Here is a 21,642-nt window from a genome sequence, read left to right as displayed (position 1 = left end):
TAGATTGCCTTATTCAGGCTTTTTCCAGCGTACAAAGCAACGGATGCTCGTTCTCCCTTGCGTACCGGTTCACATGGACGACTTTGGTTTCCGCCACCTCGGCGGTAAAAACACCACAGATCGCCTTGCCTTGATAGTGGACCGTGAGCATCAGTTGCGTTGCGCGTTCAATATCATAAGAAAAGAACTTTTGCAGAACGTCAATCACAAATTCCATCGGTGTGTAATCGTCGTTGTTAAGTATAACTTTATACATAGACGGCGGTTTTACCGCATCGATTTGTTTTTCTTCGGCCAAGTGTTCAAAATTTAGCCAATCGTTGTTATTGCCCATCGCTGCTCATCTTCTCTGCTCTGTCCTCTGATATGGGGACAGGTTTCGGTTATTCAAAGTGGGGATAGTTACTATTTTATCATCTTCGGCATCGTCCCGCCGCACTGTAACGTGCGCAAAAAAACGGGCCAATTGTGACTGAATCGTGGCAATAGCGTTACCTGCTTCAAACTTTGGTGAACTGCTCCCCGCCGACAAAAGCCGATCGCTTGACGCCCCGATCATTTGCTCTAGAGTGTAAATTCGTGGCTGGTGGTCTTTTAACCACCCCTTGTCCACGCTGCTACTCGCCCATGGCGAGTGCGAAATCAGTTATTCATCTCACTTAAAATAGCGTTGCGAGGGATGTAAAAGCATGGAGACGGGTACTGTTAAATGGTTTAACAACGCCAAAGGTTTTGGCTTCATCTGCCCAGCCGGCGGTGGCGAAGATATTTTCGCGCATTATTCCACAATCAAGATGGATGGTTACAGAACGTTGAAGGCGGGCCAGCAGGTCAGCTTCGACGTGCATCAAGGGCCCAAAGGCAACCATGCCAGTCTTATTGTGCCGGTGGAAAGCGAGGCGCTGTCCTAAACGCTTCCCGCAGCGTCGCGCTGCACTGACCGTGACTGCGATAAAAATGCCAGCCGCCGTGTGACTGGCATTTTTTATGCCCTTTACTTATTCGCGCGCCAGCGCATCGATAGGATTCAGCCGCGCGGCGTTGCGCGCCGGCAGATAACCGAACACCACGCCGATGCCGGTGGAGCAGAGGAAGGCGCTCAGCAACGCCGCCGGCGGGAAGCTGATCTGCCAACCCGGCAGCACCAACTGCACCGCCAGACCGATGGCGAATGACAGCGTAATCCCCAACGCGCCCCCCACCAGGCAGACCAAGACCGCCTCGATCAGGAACTGCTGCAGCACGTCGCCGGAACGGGCGCCCACCGCCATGCGGATGCCGATCTCGCGCGTGCGCTCGGTCACCGACACCAGCATGATGTTCATCACGCCGATGCCGCCGACCACCAGCGAAATCACCGCCACCAGCGTCAGGAACAGCTGCAGCGTGCGGGTGGTTTTCTCTGCGGTTTGCACCAGGCTGTCCATGTTATAGGTAAAGAAATCCTTCTTGCCGTGGCGCAGCGTCAACAGACGCGACAGCTGTTGCTCCGCTTCCCTGCTGTCGTAACCGTCGCGGATGCGCACGGTGATCGAATCGAAATAGCTGTTGCCCATCAGCCGGTTGGCCATGGTGCTGTAAGGCACCCATACGTTCAGCGTTTTGCTGCTGCCGAACATCGACTGCTTCTCCTTCGCCACGCCGACCACCGTCGCCGGCATGTTGCCGACCAGGATCACCTCACCCACCACGTTCTTCTGGTGCGGGAACAGCCGCCGTTGGGTATTGGCGTCGATCACCACCGTCTGCGCCTGCGATTGCACCTGCATCGGATCGATGCCGACGCCCTGGGTAAAACTCATGCCGTACACGCGGAAGAACTGCTCGCTGACGCCGTTGACGTTGGCCGCCGCGTCGACGTTGCCCAGCCGCAGCCGCATGCTGCTGCTGATGCTCGGCGACAGCGCGCTGATGTAAGGCTGCTCGCGCAGCGCATCGAGATCGCCGTATTTCAACGATTGCCGGTAGGTCGGATCGTCGTCGCCGAAATCCTTGCCGGGGTATATGTCGACGGTGTTGGTGCCGATCGATTTGATGTCCGCCAGCACCATCTGCTTGGCGGCGTCGCCGATGACCAGGATCGAGACCACCGAGGCGATACCGATAATGATGCCGAGCATGGTCAGCGCGGTGCGCATCTTGTTGGCCGCCATCGCGCGCCAGGCCATGACCAGCGCTTCGCGGAAGCGGCCGCCCATCTGCCGCCAGGAAGGCGCCGCGGCGGCCAGCGCCAGCGGCTTGGCCTGCGCATTCTCCTGCGGTGCCGGCCGCGAATCGGCAATGATCTCGCCGTCGCGGATTTCGATGATCCGTTCAGCCTGGCGAGCCACCGCCGGATCGTGAGTCACCAGGATCACCGTGTGGCCCTGGGCGCACAGCTGCTTGAGGATCGCCATCACCTCTTCGCCGGAGTGGCTGTCGAGCGCGCCGGTCGGCTCATCCGCCAGGATCACCTGCCCGCCGTTCATCAGCGCGCGGGCGATGCTGACGCGCTGCTGCTGGCCGCCGGAAAGCTGGCTCGGCCGATAGTTGACGCGCTCCCCCAGCCCCAGACGCCGCAACAGCGCTACCGCCCTTTCGCGCCGCGCCGCTTTGCCCAGCCCGGCGTACACCGCCGGCACTTCGACGTTGTGCGCCGCGCTCAGGTGCGGCAGCAGATGATAGCGCTGAAAGATAAAGCCGAAATGCTCGCGCCGCAGCTGCGCCAGCGCATCGTCGCTCAGCGTCGCCACATCCTGCCCGGCTACCCGATACACGCCGGCGCTCGGCTTGTCCAGACAGCCGAGAATGTTCATCAGCGTCGATTTTCCGGAGCCGGAGGCCCCCATGATCGCCACCATTTCACCGGCGTCGACGCTCAGGCTGATCCCCTTCAGCACCTCCACCGTCTGCTCGCCGGAACGGTAGCTACGGCGAATGCCGTTCAGCTGCAACAGCGCCGCCATCAGCCGGCCTCCACGCCGCCACGGCTGACGATCACCTCATCACCCGCCTCGAGCCCGCTGAGGATCTGCACGTCGATATTGTTGCGCAGGCCGATGGCCACTTCGCGCTTCTCTTCCTTGCCCTGTTTCAGCACCGAGACGTGGTAGCGATTGTCGGCGATCTGATCGCCCAGCGCAGCCAGCGGGATCACCAATGCCTGTTTGACGCCGGCCAGTTGAATATGCACCTGCGCCGTCATTTGCAAGCGCAACAGCCTCTCAGGGTTGGGCACTTCGAAACGCGCATAATAGAAGATGGCGTTGTTGACCTTTTCCGGCGTCGGCTGAATGTCTTTCAGCACGCCGTCGAAGCGCCGGGTCGGATCGCCAAGCACCGTGAACCAGGCCTGCTGGCCCGGCTTGAGGTTAATGACGTCGGCCTCCGATACCTGCGCTTTCACCAGCATGGTGCCGAGATCCGCCAGCGTCAGAATATTCGGCGCCTGCTGCGCCGCGATCACCGTCTGGCCCTGCAGCGTGGTGATCTGCACCACGTCGCCATCCATCGGCGCTTCGATGCGGGTGTAGGCGAGGTTGATCTTGGCGGTATCCAGGCTGGCCTGGTTGCGGGCGATCTGCGCATTGATGGTGCCCACCTGCGCTTTCTTCACCGCCAGCTGCGTCGCCGCCTGATCCAGATCCTGGCGCGATACCGCCTGCAGCTTGGCCAGCGCCTGGTTGCGTTGCAGCGTGACCGCCGCCAGCTGCTGCTCGGCCTGCGCCTGCAGCAGTTGGGCATGCAGTTCGCGCAGCGTCGCTTCCCCTTCGCGAATGCTGTTCTGCGCCTGTTGCGGATCGATGACCCCCAGCAACTGGCCTTTCTTCACCTTGTCGCCGATCTCGACATACAGCTTTTCCAACTGGCCGCTAACCTGCGCGCCGACATCAACCTTGCGCACCGCGTCCAGTTGACCGGTCGCCAACACGTTCTGCTGTAGATCGCGCTGAGTGGCTTTCACCGTTTTGAAATCGATTGGCGCCGGATGGCGGAAGTGCCAAACGGCCGCCGCGGCAATCGCCGCGATCGCCGCCAGAGCAAGTATCCAGCGGCGTTTATGTCCTTTAAACCCTGTCAAAATTGACCTGCCTGTGCTTGTGAATATCGACCGCCCACTGCGGCGGCGGAGCTAAATTAGCATGCACCGCAGGGAATAACTAAACCTTAGCTCAACACAATGTGGAGACACGCTTGGTTACAGTTCGGCATTGAACTCCCGTTTAGTGAAGCCTTGATGAAATAGCGCCATTCAACACAGCCAAGGATTTCATCATGTCACAGCTCAGCTACCCACTCGCCTCCGCCCAGCCGCTTAACGGCTGGCAACTGATGACGGCGCTGATCAATGGCGAGAAGGCGCCGAGCAATGCCTGGAAAAAAACCTCGTTTCGCCTGAAGTTTCTCGGCCGTTCGCTGCTCAACTGGCGCACCACCAGCGGCCTGCTCAGCACTCTGGCCAGCAACCCGCTGCTGGAAGAGATCCTGAGCGCGCAGCCGAACCTGCCGTGCAAACTGCATCGCCCGTACCTGGCGGCCAACATGAGCAAGATCGAATGTCTGTTCGCCCTGCGCGATCACTACGATCTCATCGTACAGCGCATGCCGCTGAAGATGCGTCTCGGCCACCTCAGCCCACAGCCTTTCGTGCTGGCCAGCGCGATGGGCAAGAACGAAGTGCCGATCACGCTGGAGCTGGCGGCGATCGACAAGCTGAATAAGGAAGGGGAAGCCACGCTGCTGCTGCGCAACGCCAACGGCGTGATGCTGGCGGAGATCACCTTCGCGCTGATGCATTATCAGCAGCAGCCGACGCTGTTCATCGGCGGCCTGCAGGGCGCGAACCATGACGTGCCTCACGCCGAGATCCAGCACACCACCAAAGAGTGTCATGGCCTGTTCCCCAAACGGCTGGTGCTGGAAGGCATCTGCACGCTGGCGCGGCACCTCGGCATCCGCCGGATCGTGGCGGTCGGCAACGCCACCCATATCTATCAAAACTGGCGTTACCAAAGTAAAAAGAAAGACAAACTGCACGCCGATTACGATCAGTTTTGGCTATCGATGGGTGCCAAACCGCTCGATAGCGGCTATTTCCTGCTGCCCGAGCGCATTGCCCGCAAGCCGGTCGAAGAGATTGCCAGCAAAAAACGCGCCGAATATCGCCGCCGCTATCAGTTGCTGGACGAGCTGGAACAGGGATTGGCGGCGCATTTCTGCGCCCGATAACGCCCGGCGGGCCGTCAGTCCGCCCGGCCGCGCGCCAGCCAGATCACCCGTGAGAACATTTTTTTCAGCAGCGGCGGCACCGAATCGGTGCCCCATTCGCCGGCCTGCATCGCAACCTCGATCGCCAGATCCGGCTTCGAGGAGTGGTGGACCGCTTTCAGGATCACCTTGCGCACCGGCATCTGCGCGTTGAGCGGCACCGACGCCATCCGGTGATAGACCGGGCCGAACCCTTCGCGGAACATAAAGTGCTCCATGTCCGGCGCCGGCAACGCGGTCAGCCGATCGCGCTCGTTGTCTTCATGATTGTCCAGCAGGCTGCGCACGGTGTTGGCGTACTTTTTACCCGCCTCGTCGCCGTCCACCAGCGCATGCCATTCGATGCCCATGCGGCGGGCGAAGCGCAGCAGCGGCTTCAGGCCGCACTGTGCGAATTCGATGACCCTCACCCCTTCCGCCTCGAAATGGTAGCCGCACTGGCGCGCCAGCTCGTTCAGCAGCCACACTTCGGTCTCGCCCTCCACCAGCAGCCAGCAGCGGGCGAACAGCGACGACGGCCGATTGAAACGGATGTGAAACGCAATGCGCCTCCCGTCTTCGGCGCTGAGCCCGCGCGGCCCGAGACGATAGGTCGCGACCCGCCCCGACTCGCGCACCAGCCGGCATACGTGTTCCACCGGCACCAGCGACACCAGTTCGCTGGAGTTGGTGGTGGTGATGCGCTGCAACGGCAGCTGATTGAGCAGCCCCCAGGCCACCGACAGCATGATCGGATGCAGACGAGTTTCCGGGTCCTCCACCAGCAGCAGCGGCCGGGCGTGCGGGTCCAGCTTGACGTCGCCCTTGGCCTGCAGCAGGGTAGAAAACATCCCCAGCAGGATCAGGCGCATGCTGCGGCTGTTCGGTTCGGCCACCATACGGTTGATGCCGTCCAGCGCGCGCCAGGCGTCCTGCTCCGGTTCGCCGCCGCGGCGACGCGGCCGCGCCACCTGCGAACTCTGCTCGGCGAAATAGTGCTCCAGCAGCTGCTGCATGGCCGCCAGCCCCTGGCGCAGTTCGCTGTTGGTCAGCTTCTGCGGATTGCGCACCAGCTCGCGCGTCAGCTGATCCAGCTGCTGCGCCAGCGCCTGCGTATCGGGTTTGCGTTCATCGCCGAGGCTGCTGGGGCGCAAGCGGCGAATAAAACGCGCGTCACGCAGGCGCAATACCGGGTGGATGCGGATGATGGCGTGGGCCAGCTGTTCGATATGGTGCAGTTGAAAGGCGTTGCCGTCGGCGTCGAGAAAACCGCGCCAGGTACACACCGTGCCGTCGTCGGCCAGCTCGCCCTCGCAGCGGTAATGAATACGGCTCAGGCCATCTTCACCCTTGACCCACAGCGGCGTCAGATGGCGATAGCGCGGCAGGTGCGCATGGCCGATGTCTTTCTCGCAAAAGGTGAACACCACCTGCAGATGGCGCTCTTTGGCCGCCTCTTCACCCGGCGGGAAATGGAAGTCGTGCGCTTCAAAACGATACAGTTTCTGCTCCGGCGCCAGCAACAGCGTCAGCGCATCCAGCAGGCTGGATTTACCCCAGGCGTTTTCGCCAAGCAACAGCGTGTTGTCGTCCAGCATCAGCGACAGCCGATTAATGCCACGAAAACCTACAATTTCGATACGCTCCAAGAACATCCGCCGCCTCCCGTGCGTGTCGCCAGCTCTTCAATGAGGTGACTTTCACAGAGCATGGTCAAAAAACCCCTTGCAGGTCAAGCGGCCAACGTCAAATCTGCCGCTTTACTCCGGCCGGGCTTTTGGTTAGCGTGTGCTCCTCGCCGCCATTCGGCGCGCTTCAATACTCAAGGACACAAGCTGCACCATGTACTCAGGACTGCTGATTATTCTGTTACCGCTGATTGTCGGTTACCTCATACCCTTGCGCCATCGTCCGCTGCTGGTGCTGATCAACCGGCTGCTGAGCTGGATGGTGTACGTGATCCTGTTTTTCATGGGCATCAGCCTGGCGTTTATGGAAAACCTCAGCAGCAACCTGGTGTTGATCTTCCAGTACAGCGCGGTGTTCTTCTTCTGCATTCTCTGCGCCAACCTGCTGCTGCTGGCGCTGCTGGAGCGGCGCATGCCGTGGCGCAGTAGCCATAAACAGGAAAAACTGCCTTCGCGCGTGCACATGGCGCTGGAGTCGCTCAAGCTGTGCGGCGTGGTGCTCGGCGGCTTCCTGCTCGGCCTGACGCAGTGGTCATGGCTGCAGTTCGCCCATAAAGGCAGCGAATATGCGCTGATCTTCCTGCTTCTATTGGTTGGCATCCAGCTGCGCAACAGCGGCATGACGCTGCGCCAGATCATACTCAACCGCCGCGGCACGCTGGTGGCGCTGGTGGTGGCCGTTGCATCGCTGGCCGGCGGCGCACTGGCGGCTCAGCTGCTGGGGTTACCGGTGAAGGCCGGGCTGGCGATGGCCTCCGGCTTCGGCTGGTACTCGCTGTCCGGCATTCTGATCACCGACGCCTACGGCCCGGTGATGGGCAGCGCCGCGTTCTTCAACGATCTGGCGCGCGAGCTGGTGGCGATCATGCTGATCCCGACGCTGGTGCGCCGCAGCCGCTCCACCGCCCTCGGCCTGTGCGGCGCCACCTCGATGGACTTCACCCTGCCGGTGCTGCAGCGCAGCGGCGGGCTGGACATGGTGCCGCCCGCCATCGTGCACGGCTTCCTGCTGAGCCTGCTGGCACCGGTGCTGATCGCTCTGTTCTCCTGATCCTTTCCCCGGGGGGCCGACCGGCCCCCAATAGGTAATAATTCCCATCCGCACGGCAAAATTGCGCTAAATCAAACTTGCCCGCACTAGTCGCACAAAAGCCTTTTGCAACCCCAATCGCCGATCTATGCTTTTAAACAAGCATTATAAATGCAACTTTAAAAATAAAAGGAAGCGACTATGTTCTGTGTGCAATGTGAACAAACCATTCGTACCCCGGCAGGCAACGGCTGCTCGTATGCTCAGGGCATGTGCGGCAAAACAGCGGAAACCTCCGATCTGCAGGATCTGCTGGTGGCGGCGCTGCAGGGTCTCTCCGCCTGGGCGCTGCAGGCGCGTTCTCTGGGCATCGTCGACCACGAGATCGACAGCTTCGCCCCACGCGCCTTCTTCTCCACCCTGACCAACGTCAACTTCGACTCCCAGCGCATCATCGGCTACGCGCGGGAAACCCTGCTGCTGCGCGACTCGCTGGCCGCCCGTTGCCGGCTGCTGGACGCCGGCGTGCGCGTCGATCATCCGATGGCGGCGCTGCAGCTGGCCGGTGACGATATGCCTGCGTTGCTGCAACAGGCGGCGCAGTTTGCCCTCAATAGCGACAAGGCCGAGGTAGGCGACGACGTACACGGCTTGCGCATGCTTTGCCTGTATGGCCTGAAAGGCGCAGCGGCCTATATGGAACACGCGCACGTGCTTGGCCAGTTCGACGAGCAACTCTATGCCGACTACCACGCCTTTATGGCCTGGCTCGGCACCCGGCCGCGCGACGTCGACACCCTGCTGAACAACGCCATGGGCATCGGCAAGATGAACTTCAACGTGATGGCGATCCTCGATCGCGGTGAAACCCAGGCCTACGGCGATCCGCAGCCTAGCGCGGTCAACGTGCGCCCGGTAGCCGGGAAAGCCATTCTGATTTCCGGCCACGATCTGAAAGATCTGCGCATGCTGCTCGAGCAAACCGAAGGGCAAAACGTCAACGTCTACACCCACGGTGAAATGCTGCCGGCGCACGGCTATCCGGAACTGAAAAAATTCAAGCACCTGGTGGGCAACTACGGCAGCGGCTGGCAGAACCAGCAGACCGAGTTCGCCAAATTCCCCGGCCCGATCGTGATGACCTCCAACTGCATCATCGATCCTAACGTCGGCAATTACGGCGACCGCATCTGGACCCGCAGCATCGTCGGTTGGCCGGGCGTCAACCATCTGGAAGGCGACGACTTCGGCGCCGTGATCCGCCAGGCGCAAGGCATGAACGGCTTCCCTTATACCGAGATTGAGCATCTGATCACCGTCGGCTTCGGTCGCCAGACGCTGCTTAACGCCGCCGACACGGTAATCGACCTGGTGTCGCAAAAGAAACTGCGCCACGTCTTCCTGGTCGGCGGCTGCGACGGCAGCCGCGACGAACGCAGCTACTTCACCGACTTCGCCCGCAGCGTGCCGCAAGACTGCCTGATCATGACGCTGGCCTGCGGCAAGTACCGCTTCAACAAGCTGGACTTCGGCACGCTGGAGGGGTTGCCGCGCCTGCTGGACGTCGGCCAGTGCAACGACGCTTACTCCGCCATCATGCTGGCGGTCAAGCTGGCCGACACCCTCGGCTGCAGCGTCAACGAGCTGCCGCTCAGCCTGGTGCTGTCGTGGTTTGAACAGAAGGCGATCGTCATTCTGCTGACGCTGCTGTCGCTGGGGGTGAAAAACATCGTCACCGGCCCGACCGCGCCGGGCTTCCTGACCGATAACCTGATGGCGATCCTCAACGAGAAATTCGGCCTGCGTCCGATCACCACCGTCGAGCAGGATATCGCCGCGCTGCTCGCCTGATGCCGTTACGTTATGGGGCCGCTTGCGCCGGCCCCTTTGCTTTTTGAGGTGCCCGATGACTCAACCCACTCCGCTTTGCCCGAACCGCATGCAGGTGCATTCCATCCAGCGTGAAACCGCCGACGTCTGGACGCTGAACCTGATCTGCGACGTTTTCTACCCTTACCAGGCCGGCCAGTTTGCGCTGGTCAGCATCCGTAACAGCGAGGAGACGCTGCGCGCTTATACGCTCTCCTCCTCGCCCGGCCAGAGCCGCTTTCTCAGCATCAGCGTGCGCTGCCTGCCGGACGGCGTCGGATCGCGCTGGCTGACGCAAGAGGTCAAGCCCGGCAACACCCTGTGGCTGTCCGACGCGCAGGGCGAATTCAGCTGCGAGCGCCACCCGGCCGATCGTTACCTGATGCTGGCCGCCGGCTGCGGCGTGACGCCGATCGTCTCGATGTGCCGCTGGCTGACCGCTAACCGCCCGGCCTGCGATATCGCCGTGATCTTTAACGTGCGCACTCCCGCCGACACGATCTTCGCCGATCAATGGCGCGCGCTGTGCGCCGCCCATCCGCAGCTGCGCCTGACGCTGATGGCCGAGCAGGATCTGCAACCCGGCTACCTCAGCGGCCGCATCAATGAACAGGCGCTGCGGCAGGCGGCGCCGGATATCGCCGAACGCACGGTGATGACCTGCGGCCCCGCGCCCTATATGGACCAGGTGGAGCAGCTGTGCCGTCAGCTCGGCGTGCCGGCCGAGCGCTTCCATAAAGAGCAGTTCCACACGCCGGCGGCGCAGAGCGACGCGGCTGAAGGGCTGACGCTGCGCGCCGCCCGCCCGCTGCGCGAGTTCCGCGTGCCGGTCGGCAGCACGCTGCTGGCGGCGATGGAGGCCAACGCCCTGCCGGTCAACGCCGCCTGCCGCGCCGGGGTGTGCGGCTCGTGCAAAACCCGTATCCTCGAGGGCGACTACACCACCACCAGCACCATGACGCTGAGCGCGGAAGAGGTAGCGCAGGGCTACGTGCTGGCCTGCAGTTGCCAGCTGCAGGGCGACGTCACGCTGGCGTGATCCCCTGGCCCCATCGCCGCGATGGGGCATTTATCGGCAAGTTCCCCCATCCCCGCCCGGTTACACTTTCCTCCGTCCTACGCTCTTTACCCTTCCTGACCGCATCTCGTCCAACGCCGGTAAGCTATGCTTGCAGTTGTTCTGCTGACACTCACCGGATCGAGTACACATTGTTTTTCAAACCATGTTTGGGGGAACCATGAAGCAAACCGTAGCCACACTGATCGCCAAAACGCTGGACCAAGCCGGCGTAAAACGCATTTGGGGCGTGACCGGCGATTCGCTCAACGGCCTTAGCGATAGCCTGCACCGCATGGGCACCATCGAATGGCTGGGCACCCGCCATGAAGAGGTGGCCGCCTTCGCCGCCGGCGCCGAAGCCCAGCTCACCGGCCAGTTGGCGGTGTGCGCCGGTTCCTGCGGCCCCGGCAACCTGCACCTGATCAACGGCCTGTTCGACTGCCACCGCAACCATGTGCCGGTGCTGGCGATCGCCGCGCATATCCCTTCCAGCGAAATCGGCAGCGGCTACTTCCAGGAAACGCATCCGCAGGAGCTGTTCCGCGAATGCAGCCACTATTGCGAACTGGTTTCCAACCCGGAACAGCTGCCGCGCGTGCTGGAGATCGCCATGCGCAAGGCGATCCTCAACCGCGGCGTCTCGGTGGTGGTCTTGCCGGGCGACGTGGCGCTGCGCATGGCGCCGGAAGACACGCCCCTGACCTGGCATACCCCGGCGCTGCCGCTGGTGCAGCCGCCGATGAGCGAGCTGAACAAGCTGGCGGAAACGCTGAATAAGGCGAAGAACATCACCCTGATGTGCGGCAGCGGCTGTGCCGGCGCGCACGATGAAGTGGTTAAGCTGGCCGAACTGCTGCAGGCGCCGGTAGTGCATGCGCTGCGCGGCAAAGAACATATCGAATGGGATAACCCCTACAGCGTCGGCATGACCGGGCTGATCGGCTTTTCCTCCGGCTACCACGCCATGATGAACGCCGACACGCTGGTGCTGCTCGGCACCCAGTTCCCCTATCGCGCGTTCTACCCCACCAACGCCAACATCATTCAGATCGACATCAACCCCGGCAGCATCGGCGCGCACTGCCCGGTCAATATGGCGCTGGTGGGCGACATCCACACCACGCTCACCGCCCTGCTACCGCAGCTGGAGCAGAAGCGCGACCGGGCGTTCCTCGACAAGGCGCTGGAGCACTACCGCAACGCGCGCCAGGATCTCGACGGGCTGGCGACCGCCAACGACGACCAACCGATCCACCCGCAGTATCTGGCGCAGCAGCTCAGCCACTACGCCAGCGAGGACGCCATCTTCACCTGCGACGTCGGCACGCCGACGGTATGGGCCGCGCGCTACGTGAAAATGAACGGCAAGCGTCGCCTGCTCGGTTCGTTCAACCACGGTTCGATGGCCAACGCCATGCCGCAGGCGATCGGCGCCCAGGCCACCGCGCCGGATAAACAGGTGATCGCCATGTGCGGCGACGGCGGTTTCACCATGCTGATGGGGGACTTCCTGTCGCTGGCGCAGCTCAAGCTGCCGGTGAAGATCGTGGTGTTCAACAACAGTGTGTTGGGGTTCGTGGCGATGGAGATGAAGGCCGGCGGCTACCTGACCGACGGTACCGATCTGCATAACCCGGACTTTGCGGCAATCGCCAACGCCGCCGGCATCAAGGGTATCCGCGTGGAAAAAGCCTCGGAACTGGATGGCGCGCTGCAGGAGATGTTGGCGCATCCCGGCCCGGCGCTGCTGGACGTGGTCACCGCCAAGCAAGAGTTGGCGATGCCGCCGCAGATCAAGTTCGAACAGGCGAAAGGCTTCAGCCTGTACATGCTGCGCGCCATCATCAACGGCCGCGGCGATGAAGTGGTCGAGCTGGCGAAAACCAACTGGCTGCGCTAAGCAAGCTGCCCCGATAAAATAAAGGGTATATGATGCCATGTACCCTTTTCCTCTCCCTTACATTCCAGGAACCCTATGCTTATCGATCTACGCAGCGACACCGTTACCCGCCCCAGCGCCGCCATGCGCCAGGCGATGGCTCAGGCAGAGGTCGGCGACGACGTCTACGGCGATGACCCGACGGTCAACGCACTGGAGGCCGAGGCGGTGCGCCTGTCAGGCAAAGAAGCGGCGCTGTTTCTGCCCAGCGGCACCCAGGCCAATCTGGTGGCGCTGCTGAGCCACTGCCAGCGCGGCGACGAGTATCTGGTCGGCCAGCAGGCGCACAACTATAAATACGAAGCCGGCGGCGCGGCGGTGCTGGGCAGCATCCAGCCGCAGCCGATCGAGGCCGACGCGGACGGCACGCTGCCGCTGGACAAGCTCGCCGCCGCCATTAAACCCGACGACATCCACTTCGCCCGCACCCGGCTGCTGAGCCTGGAAAACACCATCAGCGGCAGAGTCTTGCCGCAGGCCTACCTGCAGCAGGCGTGGCAGTTTACCCGCGAGCGCCAGCTGGCGCTGCATATCGACGGCGCGCGCATCTTCAACGCCGCCGTAGCGCTGAACCTGCCGCTGAAAGAGATCGTACAATACTGCGACACCTTCACCATTTGCCTGTCGAAGGGATTAGGCGCGCCGGTCGGATCGCTGCTGTGCGGCAGCGAAGCCTTCATTCAACGCGCGCTGCGCTGGCGCAAAATGACCGGCGGCGGGCTGCGTCAGGCCGGCATTCTGGCGGCGGCCGGTCTTTACGCCTTGGAGCATAACGTCGCGCGGCTGCGCGAAGACCATGACAACGCGGCCTGGCTGGAGCAACAGCTGCGGCAGATCGGCGTGGAGATCGCCGAACCCGGCGCGCAGACCAACGTGCTGTATCTGCGCCAATCTCCTGAGCTGGCGGCCAAATTCGGCCCGTGGATGCGCGAACGCGGCGTGCTGATCAGCAGCGGCCCGCTGACGCGCATTCTGACCCACCTCGACGTCAGCCGCCAGGACCTGCAGCGGGTGGTCGAGCTGTGGCGGGAGTTCCTGCAGCAGCACGCCTGATCCTTCGGGGCGCACGGCGCGCCCCGCATCAGAAAATCCAGCGGCCGTAAACCCAGTACCACAGCCCCAGCACCGCCGCCAGGTTGAGCGCCACGCTGAGAATAAACCAGGTTTTAAACGGCTGTTTCTGGGTCTTGTGGCGAAACAGCTGCTGCGCCGCCAGTGCGCCCAACCACCCGCCCAGCGCGCCGAACAGCAACAGCGTCGCCTCCGGCACCCGCCGCCACCCCTTGCGCGCCGCCAGCTTATCGCCGCCATAGATCAGAAACGTCAGCAGATTGGCCGACAGCAGCCACATCCACACCGGATGCGGCGAGAACAGGCTGGCGATCAGCGCCAGGCCCAGCAGGGCGTAACAAATCACATTGAGTTTCATGGCATCCGGTTTTTCATTCGATAAGGGGCGCGTAGTGTGAACCTGCGCTACGGCGGATGCAACCGGCTTATACCCATACAGAAAGTGCATTTAAACCCTGAATTTGGCATCCTGTCGTTCTGCGACTCTTTCACCGCACAAGGCGGCACGATGACACCCCAACGCGTACTGGTTCTTGGAGCCAGTGGCTATATAGGCCAGAACCTGATCCCGCACCTGATCGAACAAGGGCACCAGATTACCGCCGCCGCGCGGCGCATCGAGTGGCTGCAGGAGCAGAACTGGCCACAGGTCAACTGCCTGTATGCCGATCTGTACCGCCCGGAAACCCTGAGCGCGGCGCTGTGGGAGATAGATACGCTGTACTATCTGGTGCACGCGATGGGCGACGGCGACGACTTTATCGAAAAGGAACGCCAGGCGGCGGAAAATCTGCGCGACGCACTGCGCAATGCCTGCGTCAAGCAGGTGATCTTCCTTGGCGCGCTGCAGCCGAACGACGACAGTTCGCCGCACCTGGCGGCACGCCGCCTGACCGGCGAGATCCTGCGCCAAAGCGGCGTACCGGTCACCGAGCTGCGCGCCGGCATCATCGTTGGCCCCGGCTCGGCGGCGTTCGAAGTGATGCGCGATATGGTCTATAACCTGCCGGTGCTGACGCCGCCGCGCTGGGTGCGTTCGAAATCGTCGCCGGTGGCGCTGGAGAACCTGCTGGTTTATCTGGCCGATCTGCTGGCGCATCCGGCGCAGGAACACCGCATCTTCGACGTCGCCGGGCCGGAATACCTCAGCTATCAGGACATGTTCAAACGCTTTATCGCCATCAGCGGCAAACGGCGCTGGCTGATCCCGATCCCCTTGCCGACGCGGCTGATTTCGGTGTGGTTCATCAGCCTGATCACCTCGGTGCCGACGCCGATCGCCCGCGCGCTGATCCAGGGACTGAAGCACGATCTGCCCGCCGATGGCCGGCCATTGCAGGCCCTGATCCCACAACGGCTGCACACCTTTGATCAGGCGGTCACCACCACGCTGCAGCGCGAGCTGGAAGTGGTCGACTCCGCCGACTGGGGCTACGATCCGGCGGCGCAGGCGCGCTGGCGCCCCGGCTACGGCTACTACCCCAAACAGGCCGGTTGCTCGCTGGATACCGCCGCCTCCAGCCAGGCCCTGTGGCAAACGGTGCAGCAGCTGGGAGGAGAAGAAGGCTATTTCTACGCCAATATCCTGTGGCGGATCCGCGCGCGCATGGACGACATGATCGGCAACGGCGTGGTCTATGGCCGCCCGGCGAGCGCGGCCCTGGCGCTGGGCGACGAAATCGACGGCTGGAAAGTGATTACCCTGAAGCCGCTGCGGCAGCTGGCGCTGCTGTTTGGCATGAAGGCGCCCGGCCTGGGGCGGCTAAGCTTCACCATCACCGATCACGGCGATCGCCGCACGCTGGACGTGCGTGCCTGGTGGCACCCGGCCGGCTTCAGCGGGCTGCTGTATTGGTTCGCCATGATGCCCGCGCATCTGTTTATTTTTCGCGGCATGGCGAAACGCATCGCCGAGCTTGCCGAGGGCCTGGACCGCCAACGCCGCTGAACGGCGCTCATTTGTCGATCAACCGCACAGTTTGCCGCTGTGCTTCGGGGCTTTCCGATTGCATAGCGCACGAAATCACGGAAGAATGGCATCTTATTTGCTGGGAGCGCCGCAAGCGCCCGCCGGTCTTCCGATTTTGGGTGAGAATAGAGTCCGTTATGAAGGTATTGGTCACCGGTGCAACCAGTGGATTAGGCCGTAACGCCGTTGAATATCTGCGCCGCCAGGGCATCAAAGTGCGCGCCACCGGTCGCAACCAGGCGATGGGCGGCCTGCTGGAAAAAATGGGCGCGGAGTTCATTCATGCCGATCTCACCAACCTGATCTCTTCGCAGGCCAAGGCGATGTTGGCGGACGTCGACGTGCTGTGGCACTGCTCCAGCTTTACCTCGCCCTGGGGCACCGAAGAAGCCTTCGAACTGGCTAACGTGCGCGCCACTCGCCGCCTTGGTGAATGGGCGGCAGCCTACGGCGTAGCGCAGTTCATTCACATCTCTTCCCCGGCGATCTATTTCGATTACCACCATCACCGCAACGTGACCGAAGATTTCCGCCCGCAGCGCTACGCCAATGAGTTCGCGCGCAGCAAGGCCGCCGGCGAGCAGGTGATCCAGCAACTGGCGTTGTCCAATCCACAAACCCATTTCACCATTCTGCGCCCGCAGGGGTTGTTCGGGCCGCACGACAAGGTGATGCTGCCGCGGCTGCTGCAGATGATCAAACGCTACGGCAACCTGCTGCTGCCGCGCGGCGGCGCGGCGATGGTGGACATGACCTATCTGGAGAATGCGGTGCACGCCATGTGGCTGGCGACGTTAAAAGAAGATACGCCGTCCGGCCGCGCCTACAACATCACCAACCAGCAGCCGCGCCCGCTGCGCACCGTGGTGCAGCAGCTGATCGACGATCTGGGCATGAAATGCCGCATTCGCTCCGTGCCCTATCCGATGCTCGACATGATGGCGCGCGGCATGGAGCGTCTGGGCAGCAAAAGCGAAAAGGAGCCGGTGCTGACCCACTACGGCGTCGCCAAACTCAACTTCGACCTCACGCTCGATACCACCCGTGCGCAACAAGAGCTGGGCTATCAGCCGATCGTCTCGCTGGAAGAGGGCATCGCGCGCACCGCCCGCTGGCTGAAAGATCACGGCAAACTGCACGGCCTGTAATCAACGCCACGCGCCATACTTCAACAGCAGCGCATCGATAATCGCTTCACTCTCTGCATCCGGCTCACCGCGAACATCGTCGGGCCGGAAATGCATCTGAAACGCCGCCAACACATTGCGCTGCTGCCGCTCATCCCATGACGAATCAACCGCGTAGCCGTAACGCGCCAGCCTATCGAGCAGCGGCGCCATCGGCACCGGCGCATGGCGATCGCGCCCCGCCAGCAAACGCTGCACGTCTCGTTCGTCCGGCCAGGCGCCGATGCCGGCCTGCGCCAATTGCCGCCAGGGGAACAGCGGGCCGGGATCCTGTTTGCGCTGCGGTGCGATGTCGCTGTGCCCCACCACGTCCTGCGGCTGGATACCATAGCGTTGGATGATGTCGCGGCTCAGCGGGATCAGCACGGCGATCTGCTCCGCCGTATAAGGCTGCCAATGGGTGAACAGCATGCTGCGGGTGAACCCCTTGTTGACGATTTCGATGCCGATCGAGGTGTCGTTGAGGCTGCTGCGGCCGCGCCAGGCGCTGGCGCCGGCATGCCAGGCGCGCATCGCTTCCGGCACCAGCCGGTACACCGTCGGTTTGCCGTGTTCGCGCTGCGGATGCGCCGGCAACAGGTAGTGCGCGCTGACGTGTTCGTCGGTCAGCGTTTTCAGCGATGAATGGAAGTCTTCCGCCGTGTAGTGCATCACCAAAAAACGAATGCGCTGATCGGCGCCCTGCGCCTGGTGCAGCGTCTCGAGCTGGTAAGCGCCGCGATCGACGAGCGTGTCCTGCTGCGGATTTTGGCACCCCGCCAACAGCGCGGCGGCGATGATCCCTGGCCAAATTTTCACTTATCCTCCTGATTTGTGTCCGTGAAAGGTGTAACGCGACGCGATTAACCTGTATCCAATCATCACGCTAATCGAGAAATAATGACAGAAAGCGCCGATGTGCAAGCGAGTGTTTCTCCCAACTGGCGAGCTCTCACGCCCATGATAGTCTCAAAGTATCATCTACGCTGAAAGAGCGGAGTCGAACATGTTCACACCACGCTATCTGTCCTGGTTGCTCTGTGCCGCCATGCTGCCGCTCAGCGGCTGCGATCAGCAAAAAGTCGCCGGCGCGATGGGTGGGGGCACTCCGCCCCCTGCCGCTCCCGCCGCCAGTGCCAGTGCGCCGGCCTATACGCCACTGACCGCAGACCAGCTGTACCAGTTGGTCAGCCCGGTGGCGCTGTTCCCCGACAAGCTGCTGGCGCAAGTGTTGGCCGGCGCGGGCTATCCTGACCAAATCAGCGCTGCGGATGCCTGGCTGGCGCAAAACCGCGGGCTGCAACCGGCGGCGCTCAGCTCGGCGGCGGATGCTCAACCCTGGGATCCCAGCGTGCGCGGCCTGGTGCAATTCCCCGACGTGCTCGATCAGATGGCGAAAAACATCCCCTGGACCACCGCTCTGGGCAGCGCCTACCTCAACGATCCTACGGACGTGATGAACGCCATTCAGGTGATGCGTCAACGAGCGGCCAGCCAGGGCACGTTGAAAAACACCCCACAGCAGCGCATCGTCGTAGCGCCGACGACCCGTTACGTTGAGCAGCAGTCCTATCGCCAGAGCGTGGTGGCGGCGCCGGGCGAAACCATCGTCATCGAGCCCAGCCAACCGGATACGGTTTACGTTCCGCATTACGATCCCTGGGAGGCCTACGGCACGCCGATCCAAGCTTATCCAAGCTATCAATATCAGCCTTCAGGTTACAGCGGCGGCGATATGCTGGCAGCCGGCGTGATCAGCTTCGGCGTTGGCATCGCGGTCGCCTCTTTGCTCAACCAACACAATAGCGGCTGGCACAACTGGGATATGCGCTGGGACGATCGGCGCCAGCCGGTGGTCTACCGCAATGCGCCCTACGTGTCGCATTCCACCACCGTGGTGAATCGCGTCACCAACATCAACCAATATAACAACGTGAACAATGTGAATCGCAGCACCACCAGCACGGTGAACAACTACAATACCACCGCCGCGCCGACGCCGCGTTTCAGCCAACCGGTGCCTAACGCTGCGCCGCAACAGCCGCGCGTCGCGCCTGCGGCCCACGCGCCGATGACCATGCCGAACTTTGCGCATACTCAGCCGGTGGCTGCCGCCCCACACGTGCAACAACCGGTCAACGCGCCCCATGTGCAGCAACCGATGAGCATGCCGACGTTCACGCATGCCGCGCCGGCAGCGCCTCACGCGCAGCAACCGATGGCCGTGCATTCAGCGCCGGTACAGACGCATCCGATGCAGACCGCCGCGCCAGTGCATCAATCCACCGTGCGGCCACAGGTTCAGGCGGCGCCGCACGTCGTGCAGCCGGTAGTGCGTGAGCCGGCCGCAACGCTGCATCCGGCGGTGGTTCGCCCAGCGCCGGTGCCGCAAGAGCGCGTCATGCCGCATCCGGCACCGGCGCCGCAGGTTCATCAGCCGACCGTTCAACAGATGCCGCATCGCCAGGAATCTGCACCGGTAAAGCCGCAGGAACATCGCCCGATCGTCGAGCCGCCGCATAAAGAGGGATAAACCAACGGGATGTCGCCCCGGCGCAACGGCCGGGGCGCGGAGAATGGCGTTAGCGACTGACTTTCACCGCGGTGCCGCTGACGGTCACCATCAGCATGCTGCCGTCTTTGCCAACGGTTTCATAATCGATATCAATACCCACCACCGCGTTGGCGCCCAGCTCTTTCGCCTGATCTTCCAGCTCTTCGAACGCGATCAGGCGCGCCTTGCGCAGCTCTTTCTCATACGCGCCCGAACGGCCGCCGACGATGTCGCGCACGCCGGCGAAAAAATCACGGAAAATGTTGGCGCCGAGAATCGCTTCACCGGTGACGACGCCGCAGTATTCGGTAATGGTGAACCCTTCCAGGGTCGGGGTAGTTGAAAGCTGCATCAGAATTCCTTGTTTGATTAATTCAACGTATCTATGACCAGAAGATTGGCGTTATGTTCGCTTAATCAATGGCACGCAGTACGAATGCAAGGCCAAAAAACGCATTTATACTGTAAGCTATCGGTCTTCATGGTAGAGACTTTCACATAAGGTAATAAGATGAAAACAAAAACGATTGCGGCTGTTTTACCCTTAGCGCTGTTGCTGAGTGCCTGTACCACGGTGGAACCGGCATACAAGGATATCGGCACCCGCAGCGGCAGCTGTGTGGAAGGCGGCCCGGATACGGTCGCACAAAAGTTCTATGACCTGCGCATCCAGCAGGGCACCGGCCTGCCGGACAGCAACCGCCTGGCGCAGCTGCAACCTTATCTGAGCAAAGTGCTGTATCAGGATCTGGTCAGCGCCGGCCAGAATCCGGGTAAACATCAGATAACCGGCGATCTATTCTCCGGCAATGCACAGGGGCCGAGCAGCGCATCCGTCGCCAGCGCCTCGACCATTCCTAACACCGATGCGAAGAATATCCCGCTGCGCGTTGACCTGAGCTACCAGAAAGACGCCAACAGCACCGTGAACTGGCAAGACGAAGTGCTGATGGTGCGCGAAGGCACCTGCTGGGTGGTTGATGATATTCGCTACCTGAATGTTCCCGCGCACGCCACCAACGGCAGCGTGCGTCAGGTGCTGGAAAACCAGTAACCCGCCTTCCCCGGCCGACGCGGGCTTGCCGCGTCGGTCACCCGTCCCCCGCGTCTTCCGCTCAAATTTCGTCCAAGAGAAAAAATTTCGCTACCGATCTCACAGCCTGCGCCACAAATCCCCTCCCTCGGCTTGAGTCGCGGTATCTTGTGCTAATCTTTTACTGTCCCGCCGCACACTCATAAATTTTAACGCACAAAGATTGCATAAGTATTCTGTGGAAGTTAACATTTGCGGCATCAATGTCTATTCAATTCTGGCGCATGAGTATTCAACTTAACGGTATCAATTGCTATTACGGCGCTCACCAGGCGCTGTTTGACATCACGCTGGATTGTCCAGCCGGGGAAACCCTGGTGCTGCTTGGCCCAAGCGGCGCCGGGAAAAGTTCATTGCTGCGGGTGCTGAACCTGCTGGAAATGCCGCGTTCGGGCCAATTGCAGATCGCCGGCAACCAATTCGATTTCAGGCAGGCGCCGGGCGAGAAAGCCATTCGCGAACTGCGTCAAAATGTCGGCATGGTGTTCCAGCAATACAACCTGTGGCCTCACCTCACCGTGGTCCAGAACCTGATCGAAGCGCCTTGCCGCGTGCTGGGGCTGACCAAGGCTCAGGCGATGGAGCGCGCCGACAAGCTGCTCAAGCGTCTGCGCCTGACCGACTTCGCCGATCGCTTCCCGCTGCACCTTTCCGGCGGCCAGCAGCAGCGCGTGGCGATCGCCCGCGCCCTGATGATGGAACCGCAGGTGCTGCTGTTCGATGAACCGACCGCGGCGCTGGATCCGGAAATCACCGCCCAGATCGTCAGCATCATTCGCGAACTGGCCGGCACCGGCATCACTCAGGTGATCGTCACCCACGAAGTGGAAGTGGCGCGCAAAACCGCCAGCCGCGTGGTGTACATGGAAAACGGCCACGTAGTGGAGCAAGGCGACAGCAGCCACTTCACGCAGCCGCGGACCACCGAGTTTGCTAATTACTTATCACACTAACAATTAACTTGCTGTAATTTGGGG

19 protein-coding genes are annotated in these 21,642 nt (G+C 62.0%); 12 read left to right on the top strand and 7 right to left on the bottom strand.

From position 1 onward, the window contains the following. Positions 1-13: 13 nt before the first annotated feature. Positions 14-334 carry an ATP-dependent Clp protease adapter ClpS gene (clpS, locus tag GKN89_RS09595; protein ID WP_004928347.1) on the bottom strand — a complete coding sequence of 107 codons (321 nt, stop codon included), beginning with the start codon at positions 332-334 and terminating at the stop codon, positions 14-16. A 355-nt stretch (positions 335-689) separates the two neighbouring features. On the opposite strand from clpS, the gene cspD reads away from it, so the two are divergent. Further along, positions 690-911 (top strand): cold shock-like protein CspD, encoded by a 222-nt coding sequence (cspD, locus tag GKN89_RS09590; RefSeq protein WP_004928349.1) that lies wholly within the window; start codon positions 690-692, stop codon positions 909-911. 87 nt (positions 912-998) lie between these two features. Here cspD and macB read toward each other — a convergent pair whose 3' ends face one another. Together macB and macA are read right to left on the bottom strand one after the other, a co-directional pair. Next, entirely contained in the window at positions 999-2,945 is a 1,947-nt protein-coding gene (gene macB, locus GKN89_RS09585; RefSeq protein WP_154746860.1) for a macrolide ABC transporter ATP-binding protein/permease MacB, read from the bottom strand. Then, positions 2,945-4,060: a macrolide transporter subunit MacA gene (macA, locus tag GKN89_RS09580; RefSeq protein ID WP_019454562.1), complete on the bottom strand. Its 1,116-nt coding sequence runs from the start codon at positions 4,058-4,060 to the stop codon at positions 2,945-2,947. The genes macB and macA overlap by 1 nt, the downstream gene beginning before the upstream one ends. Positions 4,061-4,254: 194 nt before the next feature. On the opposite strand from macA, the gene GKN89_RS09575 reads away from it, so the two are divergent. After that, positions 4,255-5,208, top strand: coding sequence for a VirK/YbjX family protein (locus tag GKN89_RS09575; protein ID WP_154746859.1), 954 nt, complete (start codon positions 4,255-4,257; stop codon positions 5,206-5,208). 14 nt (positions 5,209-5,222) lie between these two features. Here the strand turns inward: GKN89_RS09575 and GKN89_RS09570 are convergent, their stop codons facing one another. Further along, on the bottom strand, positions 5,223-6,881 hold the full coding sequence (locus GKN89_RS09570) for an ATP-dependent endonuclease (protein ID WP_019454564.1): 1,659 nt from the start codon (positions 6,879-6,881) through the stop codon (positions 5,223-5,225). A 187-nt stretch (positions 6,882-7,068) separates the two neighbouring features. Here GKN89_RS09570 and GKN89_RS09565 point away from each other — a divergent pair, with 187 nt between their 5' ends. The 5 genes from GKN89_RS09565 (at position 7,069) to ltaE (ending at position 13,865) form a co-directional block, all read left to right on the top strand. Further along, entirely contained in the window at positions 7,069-7,965 is an 897-nt protein-coding gene (locus GKN89_RS09565; RefSeq protein ID WP_019454565.1) for a lysine exporter LysO family protein, read from the top strand. A gap of 180 nt (positions 7,966-8,145) precedes the next feature. Then, positions 8,146-9,795 (top strand): hydroxylamine reductase, encoded by a 1,650-nt coding sequence (hcp, locus tag GKN89_RS09560; RefSeq protein WP_154746858.1) that lies wholly within the window; start codon positions 8,146-8,148, stop codon positions 9,793-9,795. Positions 9,796-9,850: 55 nt separating this feature from the next. Beyond that, positions 9,851-10,852, top strand: coding sequence for an NADH oxidoreductase (gene hcr, locus GKN89_RS09555; RefSeq protein WP_025159682.1), 1,002 nt, complete (start codon positions 9,851-9,853; stop codon positions 10,850-10,852). A 199-nt stretch (positions 10,853-11,051) separates the two neighbouring features. Continuing rightward, the gene (gene poxB / locus GKN89_RS09550) at positions 11,052-12,773 is read left to right on the top strand and encodes a ubiquinone-dependent pyruvate dehydrogenase (protein WP_154746857.1); all 1,722 of its coding nucleotides are present in this window, start codon (positions 11,052-11,054) and stop codon (positions 12,771-12,773) included. A gap of 75 nt (positions 12,774-12,848) precedes the next feature. After that, the gene (gene ltaE / locus GKN89_RS09545) at positions 12,849-13,865 is read left to right on the top strand and encodes a low-specificity L-threonine aldolase (RefSeq protein WP_154746856.1); all 1,017 of its coding nucleotides are present in this window, start codon (positions 12,849-12,851) and stop codon (positions 13,863-13,865) included. 28 nt (positions 13,866-13,893) lie between these two features. On the opposite strand, the gene GKN89_RS09540 is transcribed toward ltaE, so the two are convergent. Next, entirely contained in the window at positions 13,894-14,241 is a 348-nt protein-coding gene (locus GKN89_RS09540; protein ID WP_019454570.1) for a DUF1294 domain-containing protein, read from the bottom strand. Positions 14,242-14,391: 150 nt separating this feature from the next. Here GKN89_RS09540 and GKN89_RS09535 point away from each other — a divergent pair, with 150 nt between their 5' ends. Both GKN89_RS09535 and GKN89_RS09530 read left to right on the top strand, forming a co-directional pair. Beyond that, positions 14,392-15,831: a DUF2867 domain-containing protein gene (locus GKN89_RS09535; RefSeq protein WP_154746855.1), complete on the top strand. Its 1,440-nt coding sequence runs from the start codon at positions 14,392-14,394 to the stop codon at positions 15,829-15,831. A gap of 158 nt (positions 15,832-15,989) precedes the next feature. Next, positions 15,990-17,000 carry an NAD(P)-dependent oxidoreductase gene (locus tag GKN89_RS09530; RefSeq protein ID WP_004928393.1) on the top strand — a complete coding sequence of 337 codons (1,011 nt, stop codon included), beginning with the start codon at positions 15,990-15,992 and terminating at the stop codon, positions 16,998-17,000. Here GKN89_RS09530 and GKN89_RS09525 read toward each other — a convergent pair whose 3' ends face one another. Continuing rightward, entirely contained in the window at positions 17,001-17,837 is an 837-nt protein-coding gene (locus GKN89_RS09525) for an N-acetylmuramoyl-L-alanine amidase (RefSeq protein WP_211130024.1), read from the bottom strand. A 187-nt stretch (positions 17,838-18,024) separates the two neighbouring features. Here GKN89_RS09525 and GKN89_RS09520 point away from each other — a divergent pair, with 187 nt between their 5' ends. Then, positions 18,025-19,551 (top strand): DUF3300 domain-containing protein, encoded by a 1,527-nt coding sequence (locus tag GKN89_RS09520; protein WP_063919111.1) that lies wholly within the window; start codon positions 18,025-18,027, stop codon positions 19,549-19,551. A 49-nt stretch (positions 19,552-19,600) separates the two neighbouring features. Here the strand turns inward: GKN89_RS09520 and GKN89_RS09515 are convergent, their stop codons facing one another. Continuing rightward, a complete protein-coding gene (locus tag GKN89_RS09515) occupies positions 19,601-19,924 on the bottom strand; it encodes a heavy metal-binding domain-containing protein (protein WP_004928400.1) in 324 nt (107 codons plus the stop codon). A gap of 159 nt (positions 19,925-20,083) precedes the next feature. Between GKN89_RS09515 and GKN89_RS09510 the strand changes: the two genes are divergently transcribed. Both GKN89_RS09510 and artP read left to right on the top strand, forming a co-directional pair. Beyond that, entirely contained in the window at positions 20,084-20,626 is a 543-nt protein-coding gene (locus GKN89_RS09510; protein WP_019454574.1) for a lipoprotein, read from the top strand. A 263-nt stretch (positions 20,627-20,889) separates the two neighbouring features. After that, positions 20,890-21,618 carry an arginine ABC transporter ATP-binding protein ArtP gene (gene artP / locus GKN89_RS09505; RefSeq protein WP_139285539.1) on the top strand — a complete coding sequence of 243 codons (729 nt, stop codon included), beginning with the start codon at positions 20,890-20,892 and terminating at the stop codon, positions 21,616-21,618. Positions 21,619-21,642 lie beyond the last annotated feature (24 nt).

This window comes from Serratia sp. YC16 (genome assembly GCF_009707615.1).
GTDB lineage: Bacteria > Pseudomonadota > Gammaproteobacteria > Enterobacterales > Enterobacteriaceae > Serratia > Serratia surfactantfaciens.
The sequence above is the reverse complement of the archived record's forward strand: the minus strand, read 5'-3'. Positions and strand labels throughout refer to the sequence as shown.